We start from the raw sequence: 18492 nt of genomic DNA on the forward strand, positions 1-18492 counted from the left end.
ATGACCGACCGACCCGATCCCGCCCGACCGCTGGCCGGCGTCCGGATCGTCGAGATCTCCAGCTTCGTCGCGGTGCCGCTGGCGGGCATGACGCTCGCGCAACTCGGCGCCGAGGTCGTCCGGATCGACCCGGTGGGCGGTGCCGCCGACTACCACCGGTGGCCGGTCACCGATGACGGCGTCAGCATCTACTGGGCCGGCCTCAACAAGGGCAAGCAGTCCGTCGCCGTCGACGTCCGCTCCGACGGCGGCCAGGACCTGATCCAGCGGCTCATCGCCGACGCGGGCGTCTTCATCACCAATGTCGTTGGTCGAGAATGGCATTCGTACGAGACGTTGGAGAGGCTGCGGCCGGACCTGATCCAGGTGGAGGTGTCCGGCCGCGCCGACGGGGGGACGGGCGTGGACTACACCGTCAACGCCGGCGTCGGGTTCCCCCTCGTCACGGGTCCGACCGCGCTGTCGGATCCGGTCAACCACGTCCTGCCCGCCTGGGACGTCGCCTGCGGCGTGTACGCCGCGCTCGCCGTCGCCACCGCCGTCCGGCACCGTGACGTCGCCGGCGCGGGTCAGCACGTGTCGATCCCGTTGGAGAACGTCGCGCTGGCCACCGCGGGCAACCTGAGCTTCCTCACCGAGGCGATGGTCACCGGTTCGGCCCGTGAGCGGATCGGGAACTCCATCTACGGCCAGTACGGTCAGCAGTTCACCAGCGCCGACGGTCGGTCGTTCATGGTCGTGGCGCTCACCGGGCGGCACTTCCGGGACCTGACCGAGCTGACCGGAACCACCAGGGCCGTTGCGGCACTGGGTGATTCGCTGGGTGCGAACTTCTCGGTCGAGGGAGATCGCTACCGGCACCGGGATGCGCTCACGGGGCTGTTCACCACGTGGTTCGTCGACCGGACGGCCGACGAGATCGCGACCGCGCTGAGGACGACGTCGATCCTGTGGGAGCGCTACCGGACGTTCGCCGAGGTCGCCACCGATCCCAAGGTCACCGACAACCCGCTGTTCAGCTTGCTGGACCAGCCCAGGGTCGGCACCTACCTCGCCCCAGGCCTGCCGCTGGCGATCGACGGCGAGTACCCCGCGGCGGTGCCGGCACCCGAACTGGGCGATCACACCGCGGCGGTGCTCCGGTCCCGCCTGGAGATGTCCGACGCCGAGGTCCGGGCGCTGATCGACGCGGGCACCGTGGCATGACGACACTCCTGACCCTCCTCGACGTGCGGCCCGGCCCCGGCGACGGCACCTGGATCGGACCGGCCAGCGGGCCGGAGGGCAAGCGCGCGTTCGGCGGCCAGTTCATGGCGCAGAGCCTCGCGGCCGCCACCCGCACCGTCGACGCGGCTAAACCCGTCACGACCATGCACCTGCAGTTCCTGCGCGGCGGCGAGGCGGGCGAGAGCGTCGACTACGCGGTCACCGCCGTGTACGACGGGCGGACCGTCGCCGCGCGCCGCGTCGACGCCACCCAGGCGGGCCGGCTCCTCACCACCGCCAGCGTGACGTTCGCCGCGCCGATGGCGGGTCCCGAGCACGGGACGGTGACGTTGCCCGGCGATCCGGAGACGCTGCCGCGCAGCGGTCCCGCAGGCCCGGCCCCGTCGATGCCGCTCGACGAGATCGACATCCGGATGGTCGACGACCGGTCGTCGGGGGAGTTCGTCCGGCGGATGTGGTGGCGGGTCACCGTGCCCGTGCCCGACGACGAGGCGCTGCACGCCGTGATCGCGGCCTACGTGTGCGACGTGTACATGATCGACCCCGCGCTCGCGGTGCACGGTCACTCGATGGCCGCGCGCACCCACCGCAGCGGCACCACCGACTCGTCCATCTGGTTCCACCGGGCGGTGCGGGCGGATCGGTGGAACCTGCTGGAGACCCGCTCACCGGCCGCCGCGCGTGGCCGCGGCGTCATCACCGGCAGTCTGATCGGCGCCGACGGGGTCATCGCCGCGACCCTGGCGCAGGAGGGGCTCATCGCCGAGCGGGAGCCGCGGCCGTCCTGACCGGCGCGTGCAGGCGCAGCCGGATCCAGCGGCGTGCCCACGTGACCAGCCGGGTGAGCAGGATGCCGACGACCACGGCGGCGATCACACCCGCCAGCGTGTGCTCGCCGAACAGCGGATACACCTGATAGTGGGTGAGATAGGTGAACAGCGACGCCTCGGCGATCAGGCCCGCGACGACGGTGCACGCCGACGGGCACCGGATCGCGGGCAACCAGATCAGCAGTGCGAGGCCGACGAACACCAGCGCCTCGCGGTTTGGGTTGCCGAAGTAGCCGACGACGCCGATCGCGAGCACCGCGGTCACGGCCAGCCGCTGCGATGCGGTGGTGGCCTTGGACGCGGCCCACCCGATCGCGAAGAACCAGAAGGCCAGCACCGTGAACCACGCGGCGCGGCCGAGGCCGAGGCCGAACACGTCCCAGCGCAACGCCATGCCCAGCGCCAGGAAGGCGACCGCGAAGCCGAATGGCCAGCGCCGTTCCATGCGGTCGCCCAGCGGGGACCAGCAGACCAGAGCCAGCGCCACGAGCACCCAGACGATCACCTCGACGAACCACAGCCGGCCGGCGGTCATGCTGTCGTCTGGCCCGAGGAACTTGTTGGCCAACAACAGGTTCGACGCGGTGTAGTCGTCGGTCACCAGGAGCGCGAACGCCACCCAGACGATCGACGGCACGGCGATCCACGCGATGGTGCTGCGTAGGTGGCGGGCGCGGGTGGCCCGCGGTAGCGGCACGAGGCAGAAGCGGCCGAAGTTGTACCCGGCCACGCCGAGCAGGATGTGCGCGCCACCCCACAGCACCCACAGTTCGGCGTGCGACCCCACCACCAGGACGATGGCCGCGGCGCGCAGGGCCACGCTGGTCTCGACCGTCGTGCCCCACCACCGTCTCGTCTTCTGGGTGGACTCCAGTTCGCGCAGCGGCAGCCGCTGCCAGTCGGCCGGGAGGTGTCCGAGCTCCTGTTCCAAGCGCACCGACATGGCGACGTAGGACAGCGAGTTGCCGCCGAGGTCGACGAAGCTCTGCCCGGGATCGATGTCTCCCGCGTCGATCTGCAGGACGTCGGCGAACAGCCCGCGCAGGTCGAGTGCGGCGTCCGAGGCGGGGGTGCGTTCGGCGGCCAGCTCCCGCAGTGAGCGGTAGTCGGGCTTGCCGGTGGGCAGCCGCGGGATCTCGTCCACGTCGACGACCCGGACCGCCGCACGGGGCAGCCCGGACGCCTCGGCGGCCGCACTCGCGACGTCGCAGCCGTCGGGCCGCTGCGCCGCGGCGACGAGCAGGAGCCCGTCGCCATCGGTGCAGATGGCGGTCACGTCGTCGGTGTGTAGCGCGGCCTCGACCCGCTGCAGATCGATCCGCAGGCCGTAGAGCTTGACGAAGCGGTCGCGACGCCCGACGACCTCGTAGAGGCCGTCCCCTCGCAGTCGTGCGATGTCGCCGGTCCGCAGTTCGTCGACGTCCCCGGCCAGCGCGAGATCGTCCAGGCCGTGCGCGTAGCCCATCATGACGTTCGGGCCGCGGTAGAACAGTTCGCCCGTGCCGTCGGGCATGCCGTCGACCGGTTCGATGCGGAACGTCCCGCCGGGGATGGGCACGCCGATCGACTCCGGGTGGTCGCGCGCGAGGCGCGGTGGCAGGTAGGCCATCCGCGCGGTGGCCTCCGTCGCGCCGTACATGACGAAGAAGTCGAAACCGGTCGCACCGGCGAGGTCTGCGAGCGAGCGCACCCGCTCGGGCGACAGTCGCCCGCCGGCCTGCGTGACGTAGCGCAGGTGGGGCAGCCCGCCGGACCGGCACGTGTCGTCGAACCCGATCCGGTCGAGGAGGTCGAAGGTGTGCGGCACCCCGGCGAACGTCGTCCCGCGGTGAGCGCGGAACAGTTCCCAGAACGCGTCGTCGACCACCGAGCGTTCGGTCAGGATGATCGCGGCGCCGCGGAGCAGGTGGCTGTGGATCACCGACAGGCCGTAGCAGTACGACATCGGCAGAGTCGTTGCGGCACGGTCACTTCGGCCGATGTCGAGGTACGTGGCGATGGACTCGGCGTTGGCGGCGAGGTTGAACCGCGACAGCCGCACCAGCTTCGGCGATCCCGTGCTCCCCGAGGTCGACAGCAGCAGCGCCAAGTCCGGGTGCAGGTCGTGGATGCCGCGGTGGCGGTGGGTGAGCACGCCGTCGCGGACGATCACGTCGGGCCGGTAGGCGTCGATGACGGCGGTGTGGTCGCCGCCGTCGGGCACCGGCAGCACGACGTGGTGGCCCGCCAGTGCCGCGAGGTAGGTCACCAGTGTCGTCAGGTCGTTGCGGGTCTCGAGCAGCACCAGCTTGCGTCGCGTGCCGAGTTCGCTTGCGCGAGCCGAGACCTCGTCGGCCAACGCGCGATAGGTCACCGTGCGGTCCTGCGTCAGGATCGCGGGGTCGTCGCCGTGGCACGCGAGGTGGTCGACGAGACGCTCGAACATCACGACTCGGCAGCCGTCCCCGACCCGTGGTGGGGTTGGTCGCCGAACACGACGGCGGACCCGGAGACGTGGATGCGGACCTTCGCGTCGACCCCGGGGGGCGAGACGCTGTGCTGCCGGACGGTGATGGGTGCGGCATCGGCACCGAGGTCGACGGTGAGCAGCACGTCGTGACCGCGGAACTCCGACGCCAGCACCGTGGCGATGCCGTCGCCGCGATCGTCGTCGGACACCGTGGTGGCATCGAGTTGCTCGGGCCGCAGCATGAGCGTGCCCGGTCCGTCGATCAGCCTGCCGCGCACGGGGAGTCGGCCCAGGGCGCTCTCGGCGACGCCATCGGTGACGCGGCAGGCCATCAGGACGCAGTCACCGAGGAACTCGGCGGTGAAGCGGTCGTTGGGTTCGCGGTACACGCCCTGCGGGGTCCCGACGCTGGTGAACCGTCCGTCGCGCATGACCGCCACCTGGTCGGCGATGGACAGCGCCTCCTCCTGATCGTGGGTGACGATGAGCGTGGTCACCCCCGCCTCGGAGAGCAGGGCCGCGACGGCCTTGCGCGTCGAGGCGCGCAGCCCGGTGTCCAGCGCGCTGAACGGCTCGTCGAGGAGCATCAGGACGGGTTGACGCGCCAGCGCCCGGGCGAGGGCGACGCGCTGCTGCTGCCCGCCGGACAGTTCGTGAGGGCGCCGGGCGGCGTAGGACGCGTCGAGCGAGACCGTGCCGAGCAGGTCGGCGACGCGGGTCTTGACGTCGCGGGTGCGCTTCGGGAGGCCGTAGGCGATGTTCTGGCCGACGGTCAGGTGGGGGAACAGCGCGCCGTCCTGGGCCACGTACCCGACGTCGCGCCGGTGCGCCGGGACGTTGGTGCCCGCCCCGACGACCTGGGTGCCGCCGATGGAGATCGTTCCGGCATCGGCCGTCTCGAAGCCCGCGACGAGGCGCAGCAGGGTGGTCTTGCCGCAGCCGGACGAGCCGACGACGGCGGTGATCGTGCCCGGCGCCATCGCGAGGTCGACGCCGTGCAGCACGGTGTGGGCGTCGAACGACTTGACCAGACCGGCCACCTCGAGGGCGGTGGCGGTCACAGCGCGGCCACCCGCGTCGACTGGCGGAACAGCACGACCGTCACCGGGATGGCCAGGACGATGAGCAGTAGCGCGTACGGCGCCGCGCCCGCGTAGGCCAGCTCGCTGGACAGCGACCAGAACCGCATTGCCAGGGTGTTGGTGCCGGTGGGGGCGAGCAGCAGGGTGGCGGTCAGTTCGGTGGCGACACCGACGAAGACCAGCGACGCACCGGCGGCGGCGGCGGGGGCGGTGAGCCGCAACGTGACCCGCAGGAAGCTGAGCGTGGGCGACACCCCCAGCGAGCGCGACGCCTCCTCCAGACCCGGCGGCACCTGCGCGAGACCCGACCGGATGTTCACCATCGCGCGCGGCATGAACATCAGCACGTAGGCGGCCAGCACCAGCGACACCGTCTGGTACAGCGGCGGCAGGTAGCGGATCGCGACCGTGACCAGCGCCAGGGCGGTGACGATGCCGGGCATCGAGCTGGTGACGAAGTTGGAGCCCTCCACGAAGCGCGCGAAGAACCCGCTGTAGCGCACGGCGACCCATGCGAACGGGAAGGCGAGCACCGTGGTCACCGCCGCGGCGGCGGCAGCCAGCGCCACCGTCTGCAGCACCGACGGCACGAGTTCGTCGGCGGTCCACACCGCCGCGCCGCCGATCCAGAGCCAGCGCAGCACCGTCCACACCGGCACCCCAAGCGACAGCACGGTGAGGGTGGCGAGGCCGGCGAGGGCGGGGACCGTCATCGCGCCCAGGCGGTGCGTGACCATCGAGCGTTGCGCACCGGAGCCGAGCCGGGCGTAGCGCGCGGTGCCCCGGACGCGGGCCTCGCCGACGAGCAGGACCAGGCACAGCAGGATGAGGATCCCCGCGAGCGTGCTGCCCGCGGCGCCGTTGAAGGTCGCCTGGAACTGCTCGAAGATCGCGGTGGTGAACGTCGAGAAGCGCAGCATCGCGAACGCGCCGTACTCGGCGAGCAGGTGCACGCCGATCAGCAGTCCGCCGCCGAGCACCGCGAGCCGCAGCTGGGGGAGCACGACGCGCCAGAACACCCCGGCCGGACTGGAACCCAGGGCGCGGGCGGACTCCTCGATCGCCGGATCCAGCCGGCGCAGCGTCGCCGCTGCGGGTACGTACACGAATGGGAAGTACGACAGCGTGGCGATCAGGACGCCGGCGCCGAAGCCGTGCAGGGTGGGGACGACGCTGACCCACGCGTAGCTGTTGACGAAGGCGGGCACGGCCAGTGGCGCGACGAACAGCGGCCGCCACACGGCTCGGCCCGGCACGTCGGATCGCTCCACCAGCCAGGCCGCCGCGATGCCGAGCACGACGCAGACGGGCACGGTCACCACGAGCAGTCCGACGGTGTTGACCAGCAGTTCCATCACCCGCGGCCGGGCGATCAGCTCGTAGACGCGCGCCGGTCCCAGGGACACCATCGAGAACACCACGTAGCCGATCGGCACGAATGTCGCCGCCACGAGGAGGGCGACGACCGCGATGACCAACGGTCCCGGTCGACTTCGGGAGGTGCGGCCGGCCGGCGATTCCGGGTCGGCCGGCACCGCGACGGTCGGCAGGACCTCGGTGGTGACCACCTCAGCCGCCCATCTAGAGCAGGCCCGCCTTCGTCATCAGGTCGGTGACCTTCTGCGAGTCCAGGTTCGACGGGTTCACGGCGGGTGCCTGCAGCTGGTCGAGCGGCACCAGCGCCGGGTTGGCGGGCACTCCGCTGGCGACCGGGTACTCGAACGACGTGCCGTTCTCCAGGACCTCCTGGCCGGCCTTGCTCGTGACGAACGTGAGGAACTTCTGGGCGTCGTCCTTCTTCTTGCTCGACTCCAGGATCCCGCCGCCGGAGATCGACACGAACGCACCCGGATCCTCGTTGCGGAAGTAGTGCAGCGCGGTGTTGCCGCTGATCTCCTTCGTCTCCGCCTGATCTCGGAACCAGTAGTAGTGGTAGATGATGCCGCCCTCGACCTGACCGTCGTTGACGGCGCGCAAGGTGGCGATGTTGTCGGAGTAGATCTCGGCACCCGACTTCATGCCCGCCAGCCACGCGCTGGTGGCCGGTTCGCCGGTGAGTTCGAGCATCGCCGCGACGATCGCCTGGAAGTCGGGCTTCACGGGAGGGGCTCCCCAGCGGCCCTTCCACTCGGGCTGCTCGAGATCCATGATCGACTTCGGCAGCTGCGCCTCGGTGAGCTTGGTCTTGTTGTAGGCGAACACCGTGGTGCGTGCGGCGACACCGGTCCACTTGCTGGTCGCGGGCCGGAACTGCGCGGGCACCTGCGCGATGGTGGCCTGGTCGACGTCGGCGAAGAGACCGGCCTTCTCGACAGCCGCCATGGCGGGGGAGTTCTCGGTGAGGAAGACGTCGGCGGGTGACGAGGAACCCTCGGCGATCAGCTGGTTGCCCAGCTCGGTGTCACCGCCCTGGCGGTAGGTCACCTTGATCCCGGTCTCCTTGGTGAAGGCGTCGATCCACTCCTTCGTCAGCGACTCGTGCTGCGCGTTGTAGATCAGCAGGCCGTCGTCCTCCTCGGACGACGAGCAGGCGGTGAGACCCGCCGCGAGTGCGACCGTGGCGAGGACGGCGGTGATGCGACTCCAGCGATTCCGACGAGGTGACAACGACCAGCCCTTCTTATGCCAGGTGAGGATTGCCTAACGAACATTACCCCGTCGGCCTGGGAGGCTCGGAGTCTCTCGGGTGAACCGTCCCGGGTCCGTCATCAGCCCGTCCGGATCCACCTCCGGCCCACTCGAGGTGCCGTCGGCGGCGTGCGCCCGGCTCGGTCCCGCCGAGTTTCCGGCCGATCTCGCGAGCACCCGTGTCCTGCTGTGTGGCGGACGCAGACGAGCGCTGACGATCGATGGGCCTGCCGACTACGCTCAGCGCGAAATCGACTGTGGCCGTGCGGCAGCCGCATCCGGCCGCGGGCGCGTGTCGGCGGGTCACGGAGTCGTCACGATTTCGTGAGCGAATCAGTCCACCTTCTTAGGCGCGGTGCCGTCGTCTCATGACCCGCTTAGGAAATAGGGCGGAATTGCGGCCAACGTCACCCGCTGAGCCGTAACACTTTCGGGTCGCTCGATTCGGGTCTTCGGTAGCGCGATTCCCTCGTCTCGGCGTGGGTACCTTGGCTGCCGGGCGGGGGGTCTGCCCAACCAGTAGAACCGAGGAATCACCTGATGACATCGAAGAACACCACCGTCCGCCGCGGACTCGCCGGCGTTCTGGCCACCTGCGCGCTGGGCGCGGGGGTCGGCGCCGTCGCCATGCCGACGGCCAGCGCCGCCCCGTGCGACGCGGCCGGTTACGCGAACACCACCAGCGGCGTGCTGAGCGCCGCGGGCGGCTACCTCGCCACGCATCCCGGCGCGAACGACGTCCTGACCCGGGCGGCGTCGCAGTCGGACGCCCAGGCGGAGGCATCCGTGCGGGCCTACTTCACCAACAACACCAACGAGTACTTCGACCTGCAGCGGATCGTCCAGCCGCTGAAGGACCTGCGCAGCCAGTGCGGCGTCACCGTGTCGCCGGCGCAGCTGTCGAAGCTCCTCGACGCGCTGTGAGCCGGTAGCGAGCGCAACCCCGCCGCCGCAGTCCCCCGGGGCTGCGGCGGCGGCCTCGTTTCGTGAGGGGCGCGTCCTCCGGGGGGCGCGTCCCCCGGCGAGCGTGCGTGTCTGCGGGCGACACGCCGATGGGAAACCGGAGTATCCGCCCGCTCGCGGTGGCGCGGGACGACGCGCGTGGCGCTGGCGGACGCCTGTGCTTGCCCCCTCGTACGTGCGAATACGGCGGGATTTCGGCGGTTTCGCCGCCACGGCCGCACGTTGGGCGCGGTGAGGCCATCGTCCTCGAGGCGATGCGGTCCACCACCCCGGCCATGCGCGCGCATGCCCTGTGGATGACGTCGCGTCTGGGGATGAACGGCGTCGCACCACGCCGACCTGTCCGGCCGACGGCTCATCGTCGGTGGCATGACGAAACCTCTGACCCGCGCCCAGCTCGGGGCGCTCGGCGAGCAATTGGCCGTGGATCACCTCACCGCCTTGGGGTGGAGCGTGCTGGCCCGCAACTGGCGGTGCCGCTGGGGTGAACTCGACGTCATCGCCTTCGAGCCGGCGGCGTCCGCGGTGGTCTTCGTGGAGGTGAAGACCCGCAGTGGCGACGGGTTCGGCGGGCTCGCGCAGGCCGTCACCCCGACCAAGGTGCGGCGGCTGCGCCGTCTCGCCGGACTGTGGCTCGCCGACCAGTCACGACACTGGTCGCAGATCCGCATCGACGTCGTCGGGGTCAAGGCGGCGCCGGGGACCGAGCCGGAACTCACCCACCTTCGGGGAGTCGGCTGATGGCACTCGGTCACGCCTTCTCGGTCGCGGTGCGCGGCCTCGAGGGCCACCTCGTCGAGATCGAAGCCGACATCACGTCGGGTCTGCCGGGCGTACACCTCGTGGGTCTGCCCGACACGGCTCTCCAGGAGTCACGCGACCGGGTGCGGGCCGCGGTGACCAACTGCGGGAACACGTGGCCGCAGGCGCGGCTCACCCTTGCGCTGTCACCGGCGACGTTGCCGAAGATGGGGTCGGTGTACGACATCGCCCTCGCGATGGCCGTCCTCTCCGCAGAACGCAAGACCCACTGGCCGCGGCTCGAGAAGACCGTGCTGATGGGCGAATTGGCGCTCGACGGTCGCGTCCGTCCCATCGCCGGGGTGCTGCCGGCGGTCCTCGCCGCCAAGAACGAGGGGATCCAGTCGATCGTCGTACCCATCGACAATCTGGCCGAGGCGTCCCTGGTCGACGGCGTGGACGTGTTCGGTGCCCGGGACCTACGCCAGCTGCAGGATTGGGTCGAGGGCAAGACGCGGCTCGCCGAGCGGATCGACTCGCCACCGGCCACCGTGGACGTGCCCGCCGACCTGTCCGACGTCGTCGGTCAGCCGCACGCCCGCTTCGCCGTGGAGGTGGCCGCCGCGGGCGCGCACCACCTGATGATGACCGGGCCGCCCGGCATCGGGAAGACGATGCTGGCGCAGCGCCTGCCCGGTCTGCTGCCGGACCTGTCGTCCGACGAGTCGCTCGAGGTGACGGCCATCCACTCGGTCGTCGGGCTGCTGTCCGGCAAGGCGCCGCTGATCACGCGCCCGCCGTTCGTCGCACCCCATCACACGTCGTCGGTGGCGGCGATGGTCGGCGGCGGGTCCGGCATGGCGCGTCCGGGAGCCGTCAGCCGGGCCCACCGCGGGGTCCTCTTCCTCGACGAGTGCGCGGAGATCGGCGTCGCCGTCCTCGAGGCGTTGCGAACGCCGCTGGAGGACGGGGAGATTCGACTCGCCAGACGGGACGGCGTCGCGCGCTACCCCGCCCGCTTCCAGCTCGCGCTGGCGGCGAACCTCTGCCCCTGCGCACCGGCGGATCCGCAGGACTGCATGTGCCCCGCGGCGACGAAGCGCCGCTACCTCGGCAAGCTCTCCGGGCCGCTGCTCGACCGCGTCGACCTCCGGGTGCAGATGCATCCGATCAAGTCCGGCGCGGTCGCGATGCAGGTGGCGGGGGAGTCGACGTCGGCGGTCCGCGCACGCGTCGCAGCCGCCCGAGAGGCAGCGGCCGCCCGGTGGTGCGAACACGGCTTCCGCACCAATGCCGAGGTGGGCGGGTCCCTGCTGAGGCGGCGATACAAGCCCGCCGCCGCGGCGATGAAGCCCTTGGTCACCGCGCTGGATCGTGGCCGGCTCAGCGTGCGGGGCATGGACAGGACACTGCGCGTCGCGTGGACGCTGGCCGACCTCCGCGGCCTCTCGGTTCCCGGCCTCGACCAGGTCAACGACGCGCTCAGCTTCCGCGACGCCGGAGCTGGGCTGTGACCGGGGATGGGATGACCGGCGCCGAAGCGAGAGCGTGGGCCTACCTCTCCCGGGTGGCGGAGCCGCCCTGCGCCCTGCTGGCGGCCTTGGTCGCGACGTTCGGGCCGGAGGACGCCGCCGAGAGGGTGCGCCGGGGCGAGGTCGCCGACGAGCTGGTGAAGCTCACGGTCGCTCGCCGCGACCTCGATTGCGCAGCAGAGGATCTCGAGACACTCGCCAAGCTGGGCGGTCGTCTGGTGACCTCCCAGTCCGCTGAGTGGCCGCACTACGCGCTCTCCACGTTGGCGGTGGCCGAGGAACGCCCCGCCTCCCAGAGTCAGCCACCGCTGGTGCTGTGGGCGATGGGACCCGAGAGGCTGGTCGATGTCGCCGAACGCGCGTGCGCGATCGTCGGAACGCGTGCAGCGACCTCCTACGGCGAGTACGTCGCCGGGGACTTCGCGGCGGGATTGGTGGAGCGCGACGTCGCGGTGGTGTCGGGCGGCGCGTACGGGATCGACGGGGTCGCACACCGGGCAGCCCTGGCCGCGGGCGGTGTCACGCTCGCCGTTCTCGCCTGCGGCATCGACGTCCCCTACCCGGCGGGGCACGCGGCGATGCTGCGGCGAATCGGACGCGAAGGACTGGTGGTCACCGAGTACCCACCGGGGGAGCGGCCTGCACGGTATCGGTTCCTGACCCGCAACCGATTGGTGGCGGCGTTGTCGGGCGCGACGGTCGTCGTCGAGGCGGGACTGCGTAGCGGCGCGGCGAGCACCGCCGCGTGGGCGAGGTCACTCAATCGACCCGTGTGCGCGGTGCCCGGGCCCATCACGTCCGCCTCGTCGGCGGGATGCCACGTCCTGCTGCGCGACGGCGCGAACCTCGTCACCCGGGCCGCGGACGTCGTCGAGTTCGTCGGCAGGATCGGCGAGCTGGGCATCGAGCCGCACCGCCCCACCGGTCCGCTGGACGACCTCACCAACGTCGAACGCCAGGTGTACGAGGCGCTTCCCGCGCGCGCAGCCCGGACCGCGGACCAGATCTCCGTCGCCGCCGGCGTCCCCGTCGAGCGCGTGTTCGGCCCGCTCGCCGCCCTCGAACTGGCCGGGCTGGTGGCCCGCAGGAACGGGCGGTGGCAGATCTCGCGCGATCTCACCCGGCTCGAAGGAGTGGCCGAGTGATATTCGGGCATGCACCGCCCGACGCCCGACCGCGGGCGAGCAGGGCAGGGGCCGGCACCGTAGACCGCCGCAGGTCCGTGGCCGCTCGTATAGTCGGTGACGTCGGAAAACGACATCGCGAGAGTGGAGGACACCGTGGGAGGCCGCCCAATCCATACGTTCGAGGTGGTGCGCAGTGAACAGCTGACGCCTCACATGATCCGGTTGGTGCTGGGCGGTAACGGCTTCGACACGTTCACGCCGAACGCCTACACCGACGCCTACGTGAAGCTCGTCATCGTGCGTGACGACGTCGACACCGACGCCCTCGAGCAGCCGCTGACCGTCGCCAGCTTCGACGCCCTGCCCCAGGAGCGCAGGCCCGTCGTCCGCACGTACACGGTGCGCAAGGTCGACGCCGAGCGCCGGGAGATCAGCATCGACTTCGTCGTCCACGGCGAGTTGGGGGTCGCAGGCCCGTGGGCCGCGGCCGCGAAGCCCGGCCAGCGCGCGTTCCTCATGGGACCCAGCGGCGCCTACGCGCCCGACGACGCCGCCGACTGGCACCTGCTCGCAGGCGACGAGGCCGGTCTGCCCGCGATCAGCGCTGCGATCGAGGCGATGCCGCCCACCGCCTGCGGTCAGGTGTTCATCGAGGTGAGCGGTCCCGACGACGAGGTGGAACTCAGCGCCCCGGAGGGCGTCAAGGTCCGCTGGCTGTACCGCGGCGGTCGTGCCGATTTGGTGCCGGAGGAGCAGGCGGGGGACAACGCACCCCTGGTCGCTGCGGTCAAGGAAGCGCAGTGGCTGCCCGGACAAGTGCAGGTGTTCATCCACGGCGAGGCCCAAGCCGTGATGCACAATCTGCGCCCCTACATCCGCAAGGAGCGCGGCGTCGACGCCAAGTGGACGTCGATCTCGGGCTACTGGCGCCGGGGCCGTAGCGAGGAGACCTTCCGCGAGTGGAAGGCCGAACTCGCCAAGGTCGAGGAGAAGGCCGGCTTCTGACCCGGACCTGGCGACTCCGTGGCCGTCCGTCGGCGCGGGCTGGCAGGCTGGTGGCATGGCGTTCGGTGACTACCAGCTAGAGATCTACCTGCAGGGCCTCTCCGGGGTCGTGCCGTCCCTGCCGATGGCGTTCGCCGAACTGGAGGCGAAGGCCCAGGCGGCGATGTCGCCGTCGGTCTGGTCCTACGTGGCCGGAGGGGCGGGGGACGAGCGGACGCAGCAGGTCAACGTGACGGCCTTCGAGCGGTGGGGTCTGATGCCCCGCATGTTCGCCGGGGCGACGGAACGCGACCTGTCCGTGGACCTGTTCGGCCTGTCGCTGCCCTCGCCGGTGTTCATGGCGCCGATCGGCGTCATCGGGATCTGCGATCGCGGCGGGCACGGCGACGTCCTCGCCGCCCGTGCGGCGGCGCGCACCGGCGTACCGCTGATGGTGTCGACGCTGACCTCGGATCCCCTCGAGGACGTCGCCGCCGAATTCGGGGACACCCCTGGGTTCTTCCAGCTGTACACGCCGAAGGATCGCGACCTGGCCGCGAGCCTGGTGCAGCGGGCGGAAGGCGCCGGCTACAAGGGAATCGTCGTCACCCTCGACACCTGGGTACCGGGTTGGCGGCCACGCGACCTGTCCACGTCGAACTTCCCGCAGCTGCGCGGACACTGCCTGTCGAACTACACCAGTGACCCGGTGTTCCGCTCACGGTTGGCGCAGTCGCCGGAGGAGAACCCGCAAGGTGCCGTCCTGCAATGGGTTTCGACGTTCGGCAACTCGCTGTCGTGGGACGACCTGCCCTGGCTCCGGTCGCTGACCACGCTCCCGCTGCTCGTCAAGGGCATCTGCCACCCCGACGACGCGCGGCGCGCCATCGACGGCGGCGTCGACGGCATCTACTGCTCCAACCACGGTGGCAGGCAGGCCAACGGCGGCATCCCCGCAATCGACTGTCTGCCCGGTGTCGTCGAGGCGGCCGACGGCGTCCCCGTCCTGTTCGACTCCGGCATCCGCAGCGGCGCCGACATCGTCAAGGCGCTCGCCCTCGGCGCCACCGCGGTCGGTGTCGGCCGGCCCTACGCCTACGCCATGGCGCTGGGCGGCACCGACGGCGTCGTGCACGTGCTGCGGTCGCTGCTGGCCGAGGCGGACCTGACGATGGGCATCGACGGGTACCCGTCGCTCGAGGACCTGACCGCCGACGCGCTGCGACGGGTGCTCTGACCCCCGGCCGCACGGCCGCGGTGGTATCGAATCGGTCACACCGGCGGCGGCCTGCCCGGCATCCGTCGCTCGCTCTGCCACGGTGGTCCGGTGGCGGCGTACGTGGAGGCGGTACTCGAGGAGTTCGACGAGTACCTCGCCCTGCAACGGGGTCGGTCGGAGCACACCCGCCGCGCGTACCTGGGTGACCTGAGATCGCTGTTCGGCTTCGTCGATCGGCGCATCCCGGACGGGAAGCCCCGGGACCTCACGCTGCCGCTGCTGCGGTCGTGGCTGTCGTCGCAAGCCGCGTCCGGTGCGGCGCGAACGACGTTGGCGCGCCGCACCTCCGCAGTCAAGACCTTCACGGCGTGGGCATCGCGGCAGGGGCTGATGGACGCCGACCCCGCGACCCGTCTCCAGGTCCCGAGGGCACACCGCACGCTGCCCGCGGTCCTTCGCCAGGACCAGGCACGCGACGCGATGGACGCCGCCGGCCTCGGAGCCGAACAGGGTGATCCGATGGCACTGCGGGACCGGCTGATCGTCGAGATGCTCTATGCCACGGGCATTCGCGTCAGCGAGCTGTGCGGACTGGACGTCGACGACGTGGACGCCTCCCGCCGCGTCGTGCGGGTCCTGGGCAAGGGGGACAAGCAGCGCACCGTCCCGTTCGGCGAGCCCGCCGGACGTGCCCTCGCCGCGTGGTCGACCGACGGCAGGCCCGCGCTCGCGACGCCCGCCTCCGGTCCCGCGCTGCTCCTCGGCGCCCGCGGCGGCCGCATCGACCCCCGGCAGGCCCGGACCGTGGTGCACCAGACGATGTCCGCGGTCGCCGGCGCCCCCGACATCGGCCCGCATGGGCTGCGGCACAGCGCCGCCACCCACCTGCTCGAAGGCGGCGCCGACCTCCGCGTGGTGCAGGAACTGCTCGGCCACTCGACGCTCGCCACCACGCAGCTGTACACCCACGTGACCGTCGCGCGGCTGCGCGCCGTGCACGATCAGGCGCACCCCCGGGCGTAGCGCAAACGCTCACGCCCGAAGCAGCGTCATCACCTTCGCGATGTCCGGCAACGCGGACGGCCGTCCCGGCAACTCGTCGAACACCGTCCAGTAGCTGATGCCGAAGCGGCGCTGGCGGTCGACGAGCGTCTCGGCCATCTCGTCGTGAGTGCCGAGCAGGACGAAAGGCGAATCCAGGATCTGCGCGGGCGTGAGTCCGCTGACGGTGGTGGCCAGTTCGGTCGCCGCCGCGGCACGGTCGACGGTCGGCACCACGAATTGGATGAGGGCCTGCAGTTCGATGGCCTCGAACCGGTCGCCGGCGGCCTGGCGCACCACGTCGATGCGGTCGGTCAACCCGCGATCGTCGAAGTGGCTCATCCGGACCTCGGTGGCGTCCCGACTGTGGGCGATGCCGGCGAAACCTGCGATGTCGGCCACCCGGCCCGCCAGCTGCAGAACACGATCTCCGTTGCCGCCCAACAGGAGTGGAACCGGTGACGTGGGCGGCGCGACCAGTTGGCCCGCGTCGGCATGCATCCGGTAGTGGTCACCGTCGACGTCGACCGACTCACCGGCCAGCAGGGCGCGAATGATTTCGACCGACTCGACGAGCCTGTCGACCCGCGTCGAACTCCACTCGAACGTCAGGCCCGCCGCGTCGTACTCCGACTTCATGTGACCGGCGCCCAGGCCGAGTTCGAACCGGCCGCCCGACACCGCCGCCAACGTCGCCGCCTCGCGGGCGACCTCGACGGGATGACGGAAGTCGTTGTTGAGCACCAGCGTCCCGGAGTGCATCCGCGTCGTCGCTGCCGCGGCGGCCGCGGCTCCGACGATGGGGGAGAGCGAGGGCACCAGGTGGTCGGCGAACGTCATGACGTCGACGCCGAGGTCCTCGACGGCCAGCGCGTAGTCCGCGAACTCGGGCCCCCGTGGCAGCGCGGTGGTCAGCCCGAAGCGCAGCGGTCGGGTGCGGTGCGATCGCGCGGCTGGGCTGTCCATGCGGGTGGTGTTCCCACCATGACGGGGTCGTCAATCACCTTCGGCGCGGTCACTCGTGCAGCGGCTTGAGCCGCACCGGGGTCGAGGCGAGCAGACCGAGCGGGTCGACGTACGCCGCCCGTGAGGACGGACCCCACATCGCACCCCAGTGGAGGCACGCCGTCGCACCGCATCCCGGGTGGCCGGCCATCAGTTCGCCGAGGAGACCTCCAGCCGCGACGAGAGTCCCGGCCCGAACCGACGCCCGTACCGGCTCGTAGCTGGTCCGCAGTCCGCCCGGGTGGGCGACGGACACGACCGGTCTGCCGCCGACCGGGCCGGCGAACGCCACCGTTCCCGCCGCCGCCGCGACCACCGGTTGCCCGGCGGCGCCGGCGAGGTCGACCCCGCGGTGGCCGGGTAGCCAGTCGGGGCTCGGTGCGTCGAAGACGCGCAGGACGGCGGGCCGGGGCCGCAGCGGCCAGTCGAGTCTGCCGTCGTCGGCCCTCGCCGGCGCCGAGAGCATCGCGCCGACGAGCACCAGCACCGCGAACCACCGCATACCGCCAGTTCAGCGTCCCGCCACCCCGCGCGCCAGCCCCGGTACCGCCGGTTGGGGACGACGGTGGCACTGTGGACGGACCGGACCGCCTTCGCGTGGCGAAAGCATGCATGTCAACGGTGTAAACTCATCTCCGCAGTTCGCTTCGGCGGACTGACTTCGCGCGCCTGTGCGCAGCCCCGTAGTGCCCCCGGTACTTCACGAGGCTGCAAACCGCATGCCGGACGGTCCCGACCCTGGTCGGGCCGGCACGCAGCAGACGCCAGGGTCCGGCATCACCCGATTCCGGACGTCAACCGATCAACCAGAGGACATGGCCACCATGGCTGTCGTAACCATGAAGCAGCTGCTCGACAGCGGCGCTCACTTCGGGCATCAGACCCGTCGTTGGAATCCCAAGATGAAGCGGTTCATCTTCACCGACCGCAACGGCATCTACATCATCGACCTGCAGCAGACGCTGACCTACATCGACTCGGCCTACGAGTTCGTGAAGGAGACCGTCGCCCACGGCGGAAGCGTCATGTTCGTCGGCACCAAGAAGCAGGCGCAGGAGTCCATCGCCGACGAGGCGACCCGCGTCGGCATGCCCTACGTGAACCAGCGCTGGCTGGGCGGCATGCTCACCAACTTCCAGACCGTGCACAAGCGCCTTCAGCGGATGAAGGAGCTCGAGGCCATGGAGCAGACCGGTGGCTTCGAGGGTCGCACCAAGAAGGAAATCCTGATGCTGACGCGCGAGAAGACCAAGCTCGAGCGCAGCCTCGGCGGTATCCGCGACATGGTGAAGGTTCCGTCGGCCATCTGGGTCGTCGACACCAACAAGGAGCACCTCGCCGTCAGCGAGGCGATCAAGCTGGGCATCCCGGTCATCGCCATCCTGGACACGAACTGCGATCCGGACCAGGTCGACTACCCGATCCCGGGCAACGACGACGCCATCCGGTCTGCCGCACTGCTCACCAAGGTGATCGCATCCGCGGTCGCCGAGGGTCTGAAGGCCCGATCCGGCGCAGGCGCGAGCGACAAGCCCGACGCCGAGGCCGTCGAGCCGCTCGCCGAGTGGGAGCAGGAACTGCTGGCCGGCGCGACCGCGTCAGCGCCGACTGCTCCTGCCGCCGCCGAGGCCGCACCCACCGAAACGACCACTGAATCCTCCTAG

At 71.0% G+C, this 18492-nt stretch carries 16 protein-coding genes; 10 read left to right on the forward strand and 6 right to left on the reverse strand.

Features of this window, described 5'->3' with window-relative positions; translation table 11 throughout:
• Both G6N64_RS16840 and G6N64_RS16845 read left to right on the forward strand, forming a co-directional pair.
• Positions 1-1206, forward strand: a complete 1206-nt coding sequence (locus tag G6N64_RS16840; RefSeq protein ID WP_163798076.1) for a CoA transferase — start codon at positions 1-3, stop codon at positions 1204-1206.
• A complete protein-coding gene (locus tag G6N64_RS16845) occupies positions 1203-2015 on the forward strand; it encodes an acyl-CoA thioesterase (RefSeq protein ID WP_163798077.1) in 813 nt (270 codons plus the stop codon). Before G6N64_RS16840 ends, G6N64_RS16845 begins: the two co-directional genes overlap by 4 nt.
• Here the strand turns inward: G6N64_RS16845 and G6N64_RS16850 are convergent.
• From G6N64_RS16850 to G6N64_RS16865, 4 genes are read right to left on the reverse strand one after another with little or no spacing between them, the layout of a single operon-like run.
• On the reverse strand, positions 1984-4482 hold the full coding sequence (locus G6N64_RS16850) for an AMP-binding protein (RefSeq protein ID WP_163798078.1): 2499 nt from the start codon (positions 4480-4482) through the stop codon (positions 1984-1986). The genes G6N64_RS16845 and G6N64_RS16850 overlap by 32 nt on opposite strands.
• On the reverse strand, positions 4482-5567 hold the full coding sequence (locus G6N64_RS16855; RefSeq protein ID WP_163798079.1) for an ABC transporter ATP-binding protein: 1086 nt from the start codon (positions 5565-5567) through the stop codon (positions 4482-4484). Before G6N64_RS16855 ends, G6N64_RS16850 begins: the two co-directional genes overlap by 1 nt.
• Positions 5564-7138, reverse strand: a complete 1575-nt coding sequence (locus tag G6N64_RS16860; protein WP_163801876.1) for an ABC transporter permease — start codon at positions 7136-7138, stop codon at positions 5564-5566. Before G6N64_RS16860 ends, G6N64_RS16855 begins: the two co-directional genes overlap by 4 nt.
• A 31-nt stretch (positions 7139-7169) precedes the next feature.
• Positions 7170-8195: an iron ABC transporter substrate-binding protein gene (locus G6N64_RS16865; RefSeq protein WP_163798080.1), complete on the reverse strand. Its 1026-nt coding sequence runs from the start codon at positions 8193-8195 to the stop codon at positions 7170-7172.
• A gap of 561 nt (positions 8196-8756) precedes the next feature.
• Here G6N64_RS16865 and G6N64_RS16870 point away from each other — a divergent pair.
• From G6N64_RS16870 to G6N64_RS16900, 7 genes are all read left to right on the forward strand, one after another.
• The gene (locus G6N64_RS16870) at positions 8757-9140 is read left to right on the forward strand and encodes a heme-binding protein (protein ID WP_163798081.1); all 384 of its coding nucleotides are present in this window, start codon (positions 8757-8759) and stop codon (positions 9138-9140) included.
• A 408-nt stretch (positions 9141-9548) separates the two neighbouring features.
• Positions 9549-9920, forward strand: coding sequence for a YraN family protein (locus G6N64_RS16875; RefSeq protein ID WP_163798082.1), 372 nt, complete (start codon positions 9549-9551; stop codon positions 9918-9920).
• On the forward strand, positions 9920-11434 hold the full coding sequence (locus G6N64_RS16880) for a YifB family Mg chelatase-like AAA ATPase (protein WP_163798083.1): 1515 nt from the start codon (positions 9920-9922) through the stop codon (positions 11432-11434). Before G6N64_RS16875 ends, G6N64_RS16880 begins: the two co-directional genes overlap by 1 nt.
• Before the next feature lie 11 nt (positions 11435-11445).
• Entirely contained in the window at positions 11446-12597 is a 1152-nt protein-coding gene (gene dprA, locus G6N64_RS16885) for a DNA-processing protein DprA (protein ID WP_163798084.1), read from the forward strand.
• A gap of 135 nt (positions 12598-12732) precedes the next feature.
• Positions 12733-13584 (forward strand): siderophore-interacting protein, encoded by an 852-nt coding sequence (locus G6N64_RS16890; RefSeq protein WP_163798085.1) that lies wholly within the window; start codon positions 12733-12735, stop codon positions 13582-13584.
• Between the two features lie 55 nt (positions 13585-13639).
• Entirely contained in the window at positions 13640-14800 is a 1161-nt protein-coding gene (locus G6N64_RS16895) for a lactate 2-monooxygenase (protein ID WP_163798086.1), read from the forward strand.
• 102 nt (positions 14801-14902) lie between these two features.
• Positions 14903-15805: a tyrosine recombinase XerC gene (locus tag G6N64_RS16900; RefSeq protein WP_163801877.1), complete on the forward strand. Its 903-nt coding sequence runs from the start codon at positions 14903-14905 to the stop codon at positions 15803-15805.
• A gap of 9 nt (positions 15806-15814) precedes the next feature.
• On the opposite strand, the gene G6N64_RS16905 is transcribed toward G6N64_RS16900, so the two are convergent.
• Together G6N64_RS16905 and G6N64_RS16910 are read right to left on the reverse strand one after the other, a co-directional pair.
• Positions 15815-16789 (reverse strand): TIGR03621 family F420-dependent LLM class oxidoreductase, encoded by a 975-nt coding sequence (locus tag G6N64_RS16905; protein WP_163798087.1) that lies wholly within the window; start codon positions 16787-16789, stop codon positions 15815-15817.
• A 49-nt stretch (positions 16790-16838) separates the two neighbouring features.
• Positions 16839-17330, reverse strand: coding sequence for a M23 family metallopeptidase (locus tag G6N64_RS16910; protein ID WP_163798088.1), 492 nt, complete (start codon positions 17328-17330; stop codon positions 16839-16841).
• Between the two features lie 322 nt (positions 17331-17652).
• On the opposite strand from G6N64_RS16910, the gene rpsB reads away from it, so the two are divergent.
• Positions 17653-18492 carry a 30S ribosomal protein S2 gene (gene rpsB / locus G6N64_RS16915; protein ID WP_163798089.1) on the forward strand — a complete coding sequence of 280 codons (840 nt, stop codon included), beginning with the start codon at positions 17653-17655 and terminating at the stop codon, positions 18490-18492.

The organism is Mycolicibacterium sediminis (assembly GCF_010731735.1).
In the GTDB taxonomy this organism is placed as follows: Bacteria; Actinomycetota; Actinomycetes; order Mycobacteriales; family Mycobacteriaceae; genus Mycobacterium; species Mycobacterium sediminis.